This window comes from Streptomyces inhibens, assembly GCF_003389455.1.
Classification (GTDB): domain Bacteria; phylum Actinomycetota; class Actinomycetes; order Streptomycetales; family Streptomycetaceae; genus Streptomyces; species Streptomyces inhibens.
The window spans coordinates 22,844-29,194 of record NZ_QUAC01000476.1 but is presented as its reverse complement, the minus strand read 5'-3'; the positions used below and the strand labels follow the sequence as shown (position 1 = coordinate 29,194).

The following is a 6,351-nucleotide window of genomic DNA, read 5'->3' as shown; positions in this document are numbered from 1 at the left end:
GCCACCGGGCCGTCCGGCGCCATGTCCGACGGGCGGACGGCCGGGTACGGCCGGGGCGGCGGGCGGCCCGGCGGCCGGCGGGTGTTCGCTGGGCGGGTGCTCGCCGGGCAGACCGCTGCCGGGGCCGTCGTACAGAGGGGCATGGACGTCGGGGACCGCCGGGACGGGGTGGTGCGGATTCCCGGGGCCGCCGGGACGGTGCGGGCCCGGTGTACCGCCCGGCCCGCTCCCGCCCGCCACCGCCTCGGCGGCGAAACCCGCGGCCCCGCCTCCGTGACCGGGCCCCGAACCGTGCTGCCCCCGGTGCCCGCTCACCCCGCGGTCCGGCGCGCGGCCCGATTGCAGATATCCGCGCAGCAGCCGCTCCGTCTCGGTGACGTCCATCCGGCGCTCCGGATCGCGCTCCAGCAGGCCGTCCACGACGGCGCGCAACGGGCGGGCGGATTCCTGGAGTTGGATCTCGTCGTACACGACGGCGTGCAGTACGCCGCCCAACGAGTCGCGGTGGAACGGTGATTCACCGCTGAGCGCGGCGCACAGCAGCACCCCGAGCGACCAGAGGTCGGCCTCGGGGCCGGTGCCGCGGCCGGCCATCCGTTCGGGGGCGGTGTATTCGGGCGAGCCGACAAAGCCGCCGGCGTCGGTCAGCGTGGTGACGCCGGGGACCTGGGCGATGCCGAAGTCGGTGAGGACGACCCGGCCGGTGCCCGACTCCATCAGGACGTTGGCGGGCTTGATGTCGCGGTGCAGCACCCCGCGGGTGTGCGCGGCCCGCAACGCGCCCAGCAGCGCGATACCGATCCGGGCCGCCTCGCGCGGCGCGACCGGTCCGCCGCTCAGCAGGCGGTCGGCCAGCGACGCGCCTTCCACCAGCTCCATCACGATCCACGGCCGGCCGTCCTGCTCGACGATGTCGTGCACGACAATCACATGGGGATGCTTGATCCGGGCGACCGTGCGCGCCTCGCGCATCGCCCGCTCGCGCTGCACCCGGGACTCCGGCTCGGCGGTCCCCTCGTCCAAGTGCAGTTCCTTGACCGCTACTTGACGGCCCAACAGTTCATCGGTGGCACGCCAGACCGTTCCCATGCCGCCGCGGCCCAGCCGTATTCCCAGACGGTACCGGCCACCGATCAGTCGGCCCTCGCCCCCGAAGATCCCCATGGCCCCATCTTGCCGCACCACCACCCCGCCGGCAGGGGCGGCACCCCAACGCCCGGCCGGAGTTGGGCACATACTGCCGCTGACCTGGCCCGCTGTGTTCCACTACTGCCATGGAGGCAGTTGTCGCAAGCGTCGTGGCCGTCATCGGCACCCTGCTGGGTTCCGGCATCACCCACTTCTTCCAGAGCCGGGCGGCCGATCGCAGCGAGCGGTTCGCCCGCGCGGAGCGGCTGCGGCAGGAGCGGATCGATGCGTACTCCGCCTATGCGGGGGCGCTGTTGGACTACCGGCGGGTCGTCGTCCACCGCTGGTTCGTACTGAACGAGGAGGGCCGCTGCGACGAGGACAGCCCGGAGCTGCGCGAGGAGATGTACAAGACCCGCTATACGGCTCAAGAAGCCATGTTCCGCGCGCAGATGGTGACCGATGATCCGGACGTACTCGACCGCACCGAGGAGGTGATGTCGGCGGTGACCGAACTGCACTGGGCCCGGGATCGGCAGGCGCTCACCGATCTGCGCGCCACCACCCGCCAGGGCATACGGGATTTCATCGCGGCGACCGTCCGGCATGTGCGCTGATCACCTGATTTCTCCGAGGATGCCCCGGCCTTCAGGCCGGGGGGGGTACCTCCCGCTTGCGGGGGAGAATCGGACTCCTGCGGAGCAGGACAGGGATAGCCGAATCGCCGCCAGGGCGATTCAGCGTCCACCATCCACGCTGGTGAGCGGCACCACAAAGATCAATAGGGCTCAACTGTCGTACCTCCCCGATAGGTTGGTGGCTATGACTGCGAGGGCGAAGACGGAGGATGCCGGGTGCGCCCGGTACACCTACCGTCTGCGCCTCCCGGCGACGGCCCGGCGTGCACTCGAAGCCGAATGGGACCGGTGCCGGTGGATCTGGAACGAATGCGTGGCGAAGTCCAAGCAGACCCACCAGCGCGCGAAGGCTACCGGTGAGAAGCTGACTTGTGGTCCGGCTCAGCTCGACAAGACGCTGACCGAGGCCCGCAGGGCGACGCCGTGGCTCGCGGAAGGATCCAGCGTCCCGCAGCAGCAGCTCATACGCGATTTCGGCAAGTCCCGCGCCAAAGCCTTGAAGGACATCAAGGACCGGCTTCCGATGCGGCAGCGGGCCGGTATGCCCAGGTGGAAGAAGAAGCGCGAGGCGCGGCCGACCCTGAACTACACCCGGCGCGGTTTCCGCCTCAAGGACGGATGCCTGCATCTGGCGGGCGGGATCGTCGTACGCCCGGTGTGGTCGCGCCAGCTGCCCAAGCCCCCCTCGTCGGTGCGGGTGTACCAGGACAGCGTCGGGCACTGGTGGGCGTCGTTCGTCGTGCCCGCGGTGACCGAACAGCTTCCCACCACGGGCCGTGTGATCGGCATCGACTGGGGCGTACGCGAGACCGCGACCACCACCAGCGACGACCACGACCTTCCCCACGCCCAGCATGGCAAGACCGTGGCCCAGAAGCTCGCTTGCTATCAACGCATGATGGCCCGCCGCAAGCCCCCGAAGGGGCAGGCCGCCTCGAAGGGCTACCGCGAGGCCAAGCGGCAGACGGCCAAGCTGCACCAGAAGGTGGCCCGCCAGCGGCAGGATACGGCCCGCAAGTGGGCCAAGACGGTGGTCCGGGACCACGACAAGATGGCGGTGGAAGACTTCCGCCCCAAATTCCTGGCCAAGACCACGATGGCACGCAAGGCCGCCGACGCGGCCATCAGCGCCACCAAACGGGCCCTTGTCGAGATGGGCCGCAAGCACGGGCGGGACATCCGCCTCGTGCACCCCGCGCACACCACCATGGACTGTGCGCAGTGCGGAGCGAGAACCAAGCACGCACTACCTCTCTCGGAACGAACCTATGCCTGCACTGCGTGCGGAGCCGTCTCGCCCAGGGACAAGAACTCCGCCCGCGTGATGCTGGTCCGGGCTGGTCTCAACCCGGCTGGTGCTGATGGTGTAAGAGCTGACGGGCCGCCGGCCCGCAGCCAACCTGAGCCAGGAATCCCCCGCCGTTAGGCGGGGGAGGTTTCAAACGGAAGAAGACCGCACGACACACGGGGTGGAACTCCACCGGCTCTCCAGCCGTCCTTGACACAGTGAGCTGCTGTACCGGAAGGGCCGGTACGGCGGCTGCGACAGGCGGAGCGGGGGTCGGTCATGGTGATGCAGGACGGCGGAACGGTGGATGTCCGACCGGGCGCCGACCCGGGCCGCGCCGCCGCGGAGCACAGCGGCGCCTATCTCGCGACCGCACTGTGCCTCGGGCTCTACGCCGGCACGCTGCTCGCATGGACGGTCTACGGCATCGCCCAGGGCGACGGCAGCACCTGGGACTTCCTGGAGGGGCTGTTCAACCCGGGCGCCTCGCCCGCCAACCAGGTGCTCGGCCCGTACGAATGGTCCTTCACGGTCGCGTTCCTGGTGATCGCGGGGCTGGCGCTGGCGCAGCGGCGGGTGGCGCGCTCCGCCGCCCTGCTGACCGCGTGCCTGCTGCTCGCCGTCTCCGTACGGGAGGGGGTGGGCCTCTTCGATGCCGCCTACCGCGCCCAGTACAGCAACGACCCGCTGGGCGGCTGGACGCTCGCCACCCGTGGGCTGGGGCTGGTGGTGGCGCTGGTCGTGCTGGCCGTGATGCTGCCGGCGACGGAACGGCGACCGGGCGGGCGCGACAGCCGCACGGGGCACGACGACGGCCGGGGGGCCGGGGGCCCGGAGAGCTGGTGGCGCCGCTCCTCCCGTATCTGCGGCGTGCTGTTCACGCTCATGGGCCTGGCCCGGCTGGGCTGGGCGGTGCACGATCTGATGACGACCGGGATGGACAAGGGGAACTATCTGCGCGGAGTGGTCGACGGCTCCGTGCTCGGCACCCTCGACCTGGCCGCGTCCGCCGAGTTCACCACCGCCGCCTCGGTGACCGTACTGCTGATCCTCGGGGTGCTGGCCCTGCGCGGGCGACGCGATGTCCGGGGCGCACTGCTGGTGTTCGCGGCGGTGGAGCTGTATCTGACGGTGCGCACGGTGGTCTGGCTGACCGTGACGGGCTCCTTCAACCACTCCTTCGACACGACCGAGGGCGCGCTGTCCATGGCGACGACGGCGTACGCCCTGGCGGCGATGACGTCGGTGGTCGTACTGGCAACGGGCCGCGGGTTCGGTCCGTATGGCGGGGTGCGGGCGGAGGGGCTGCGTACGGCGCGTGGTGGGGCGTAACGGCGGGCAGCGCGGCTGACGCGGGCGCGTAGGTCTCGGCGGTCCGGGGGGCCCACCTCCGAGTGAGCCGACCTGCGTGCCTGCGTCCCCGCCGTACACGGGCGTAGCGTGGTCGATACGTCCTTCTCGCGGGGGTGGCCATGGAGTTGTTCCACGAGGAACCCGGCATCGGTGATCGCATCGCCCGGCTGCGTACACGCCGGAAGCTGACGCAGGAAGGCCTCGCCGAGAGCGCGGGCCTGTGCGTCGATATCGTCCGCAAACTCGAACAAGGCGTACGCCGGACGGCTCGGCTGTCCACGCTCAACGCGCTGGCCAGGGCCCTGGATGTGGAGCCGTCCGTGCTCGTCGGGCAGCCCGCCACCTTCGAGGCGCGCAGCGAGGGTGAGCAGCCGTCCGTCCTGGCGCTGCGGCAGGCCATCTCGCCGGTGTCCGACCTGCTGGGCGACGACCCGGACCCCGAGGAGCCGCCCGGCATCGCGGCCTTGCAGGCCTCCCTCCGTTCGACGGAGCGCATCCGTCGCGACGGACGGATGGGGGAAATCGGGGCGCTGCTGCCGCAGTTGATCAGGGATGCCAAGGCGGCGGCCCGCGCCACCACAGGGAGCGAGGCCGCCGCGGCCCAGTCGGTCCTGGCCGAGGCCTATCAGGTCGCCGCGACGACGCTGACGGCGCTGGGCAAGGAGGACGCCGCATTCACCGCCCTCGAACGGTCGATGGCGGCGGCGGCCATGGGAGACGACCCCCACCTGGAGACCGTGGGCTTCTCCAGCCTTGCGTGGGTCCTCACCAAACAGGGGCGGCTGGCCGATGCCGAGCAGGTGGCGCTGACCGCCGCCGACCGCATCGAACCCGGATTTCGCTCCCAGCCCCTCGAACTGGCGCTGTGGGGGATCCTGCTGCTCCGCGCGGCAACTGCCGCGGTCCGCCGGGAACGGCAGGACACGGTGCGTGAGCTGCTCACCATGGCAAGCGCGGCGGCGGCCAGGATCGGCACGGACCGACTCGACTACGCGACGCCGTTCGGCCCGACCAACGTAGGCGTGGCCAAGGTCAACTTTCTGGTGGAGATGACGGAGAGTGCGGAGGCCCTGCGCACTGCGCGCACCGTCCCGGAGCTGTATGCGCTGCCCCCCACGTGGCGTGCGCGGTTCCATGTGGACCGGGCCCTGGCCCTCGCCGACCTGCACAGGGACGACGGCGCGCTGCACGCCCTGCTCTCCGCCGAGCGCACCGCCCCGGAATGGATGCGCTACCACTCCACCAGCCGCCGCCTCGTGGCCGACCTCCGCGGCCGCGAAAGGCGCCGCACCTCACCCCTCATCGAACTCGCCGACCGGCTCGACCTCGACGGGTAGGACGCGGCGTCCTAGCGCACCCCCGAAGTGGCACAGGGCGTCACTGTTCGCGCTGTCCACTCCTGCCTAGCGTTGCGGGTCCGTCGAGAACGACGGACCCCCGCAGCCGCTACGAACGGTCCGGGGGCATGGCCTACCTGACGAAAGCAGGTCGACGTGCCGCACAGTACTCCCGCCGGCGTCCGGCTGCTGCCCTGGACCGGTCCCGATGACCAGCCCTGCTATCTGCTCACGGATCGCGACGGCGGCTACGTCTCCCGGTACGCCGACGAAGTCGAGGCGCTTCAGCTCAGCATGGGCGTGGGGCTGCTGGCGCATGCCCGGGCCCTGATCGACGACCCGAAGGCGGACGCGCGGCAGTTGCGGTTTTTGTCGGTGCAGCTCAGCGCGGCGCTACGGGATGCCGTACGGGTCGCAAAGAGCCGGGGCGGGCGGCTGGGGGACGACGCTCCGCGCGAGGAGGCGGGCGCCGAGCAGGGGCCCCTGGGCCGGGCTTTGGCGGTGCGGGGGAGATCCCCCTCCGAACCGCCCCCGCACGCCAAAGGCGGCCGCCGCGTGTGGGGGTCGCGGCGGCCGCCGATGTGAACTGCAACGCGTCCTGGGCTTG

The 6,351-nt window shown here is 71.3% G+C and carries 6 protein-coding genes; 5 read left to right on the top strand and 1 reads right to left on the bottom strand.

The features are described 5' to 3' along the window. A partial coding sequence (locus tag DY245_RS41605; protein ID WP_244943592.1) for a serine/threonine-protein kinase occupies positions 1 to 1,164 on the bottom strand: 1,164 nt, incomplete at its 3' end. A gap of 110 nt (positions 1,165 to 1,274) precedes the next feature. Here DY245_RS41605 and DY245_RS41600 point away from each other — a divergent pair. The 5 genes from DY245_RS41600 to DY245_RS41580 all read left to right on the top strand — a co-directional run bounded on the left by DY245_RS41600 (position 1,275) and on the right by DY245_RS41580 (position 6,329). Beyond that, complete coding sequence (locus DY245_RS41600) at positions 1,275 to 1,745, top strand: hypothetical protein (protein WP_128512310.1); 471 nt, start codon at positions 1,275 to 1,277, stop codon at positions 1,743 to 1,745. 205 nt (positions 1,746 to 1,950) lie between these two features. Further along, on the top strand, positions 1,951 to 3,192 hold the full coding sequence (locus DY245_RS41595; RefSeq protein WP_128512309.1) for an RNA-guided endonuclease InsQ/TnpB family protein: 1,242 nt from the start codon (positions 1,951 to 1,953) through the stop codon (positions 3,190 to 3,192). Between the two features lie 141 nt (positions 3,193 to 3,333). After that, positions 3,334 to 4,386, top strand: coding sequence for a hypothetical protein (locus DY245_RS41590; RefSeq protein WP_128512308.1), 1,053 nt, complete (start codon positions 3,334 to 3,336; stop codon positions 4,384 to 4,386). A 140-nt stretch (positions 4,387 to 4,526) separates the two neighbouring features. After that, positions 4,527 to 5,744: a helix-turn-helix domain-containing protein gene (locus DY245_RS41585; RefSeq protein ID WP_128512307.1), complete on the top strand. Its 1,218-nt coding sequence runs from the start codon at positions 4,527 to 4,529 to the stop codon at positions 5,742 to 5,744. A gap of 156 nt (positions 5,745 to 5,900) precedes the next feature. Then, complete coding sequence (locus DY245_RS41580; RefSeq protein WP_244943591.1) at positions 5,901 to 6,329, top strand: hypothetical protein; 429 nt, start codon at positions 5,901 to 5,903, stop codon at positions 6,327 to 6,329. Positions 6,330 to 6,351 lie beyond the last annotated feature (22 nt).

Excerpts from the sequence above, each read along its gene's own strand:
- DY245_RS41600 (WP_128512310.1), top strand. The coding sequence starts at position 1,275 with ATGGAGGCAGTTGTCGCAAGCGTCGTGGCCGTCATCGGCACCCTGCTG.
- DY245_RS41585 (WP_128512307.1), top strand. The coding sequence starts at position 4,527 with ATGGAGTTGTTCCACGAGGAACCCGGCATCGGTGATCGCATCGCCCGG.
- DY245_RS41595 (WP_128512309.1), top strand. The coding sequence starts at position 1,951 with ATGACTGCGAGGGCGAAGACGGAGGATGCCGGGTGCGCCCGGTACACC.
- DY245_RS41590 (WP_128512308.1), top strand. The coding sequence starts at position 3,334 with ATGGTGATGCAGGACGGCGGAACGGTGGATGTCCGACCGGGCGCCGAC.